This is a genomic window from Oleiphilus sp. HI0061 (assembly GCF_001635675.1).
Genome location: NZ_LWFE01001428.1, coordinates 1 through 1,155, shown reverse-complemented (window position 1 = coordinate 1,155; position 1,155 = coordinate 1). Strand labels below are relative to the sequence as shown.

The window sequence follows — 1,155 nt, the reverse complement described above, 5'->3', positions numbered from 1 at the left end:
GTGCTTTAGTGTTGATTCCGATCGATTCTATTTCAGCTGGTGAAAAGTTTCTATGAAGCAGGTACTTTCCTGTGAATTCAGAGATAGGAAATAAGTCGATTGTTCCGCTGATTAGTTTTCGCAAGTTATCTATATCTGTATTGCTAATTGACACTCTTAACCTGTCTTGCTTGTATAAACGCCAAAATTCATCGTTATAAGTATAGCTCCGCGTAGCGCCAATTTTTAAACGGCCTAGTTCATCAAGGCTTTGCCATTTGAACGGGCCGTTAAAGCGTTTTTTAGTGTAGAAAAAGACAAAATAGATATTCTCGATCGTTTGGCTATGGAGAAAGTCTTGTCTTCTTTCTTCACTTTCCCCCCAAAAAGACGTGGCGTGATAATTACCGATTCGAGTCGCTTCTAGGGCTCTTTTCCAAGGGAGATAGTCAAATTTGACGTCAATGTTGTGGAGCTTAAACGCTTCGCTAACTAGACGATTAATGTAGCCTCCACCCGGCAGTGATTGTGAGGTCCACGGCGGATATTCTCCACTGGCTATTTGGATAGTTTCAGCCTTAGAGAGTGAATGGAAACTGACTAACAAAAGCAGGGTTAATGCTTTAATTGTGGCACTTGTACGCTTCATATACCTAACCGTTTATAAGCCAATTCAAATCTAGATATCTGATTTCAAAAAAGCAGGCTAACTTAGTTATTATGTCGGTAGTGATATTAGTGTAGTAGAGTTTGGCCGGTTTGGAGTGTCGCTTTTAGATTGTGTCGTTATTACAACTAACGTTTGTTATTAGTCACTTTGTTATCAGTTCGAGGTATGATGGCTGTTTACAAGTTTGAATCGGAATGATTATGCAAGCTGAAGCTCTTATTTTATTGATCAATTTCCTATTGGTGACGCTTACTTATTTGTTCGTTTATCCTCGGTTTGCGGGGCGAGATTTGAACAAACTATTTACGAACGACTTGGCTGCTATGGTGATATCTCTCTTGGTGGTTGGCAGCTTATATCAAGGTCAAGACCTCAAGTTATCGTTGATCATTCTAGAGACTAACTGGTTCTGGTTTAGTTTACTGACATATATGCTAATCGAGACGCCTTTTGCACTCAGGTATATCAAAAAATATAAGGTTTTTGAGTAGGGCTGGTTAGCCCTC

Annotated in this window: 2 protein-coding genes; one reads left to right on the top strand and one right to left on the bottom strand. The window is 39.7% G+C overall.

Translation table 11 applies throughout. From position 1 onward, the window contains the following. On the bottom strand, positions 1 to 628 hold a 628-nt coding region (locus A3735_RS22580; RefSeq protein ID WP_068638701.1), incomplete at its 3' end, for an ABC transporter substrate-binding protein. Positions 629 to 849: 221 nt separating this feature from the next. Between A3735_RS22580 and A3735_RS22575 the strand changes: the two genes are divergently transcribed. Further along, a complete protein-coding gene (locus A3735_RS22575; RefSeq protein WP_068516158.1) occupies positions 850 to 1,140 on the top strand; it encodes a hypothetical protein in 291 nt (96 codons plus the stop codon). Positions 1,141 to 1,155 lie beyond the last annotated feature (15 nt).

What these genes read in the sequence shown, in the direction of transcription:
- A3735_RS22575 (WP_068516158.1), top strand. Translation starts at nt 850, where the DNA reads ATGCAAGCTGAAGCTCTTATTTTATTGATCAATTTCCTATTGGTGACG.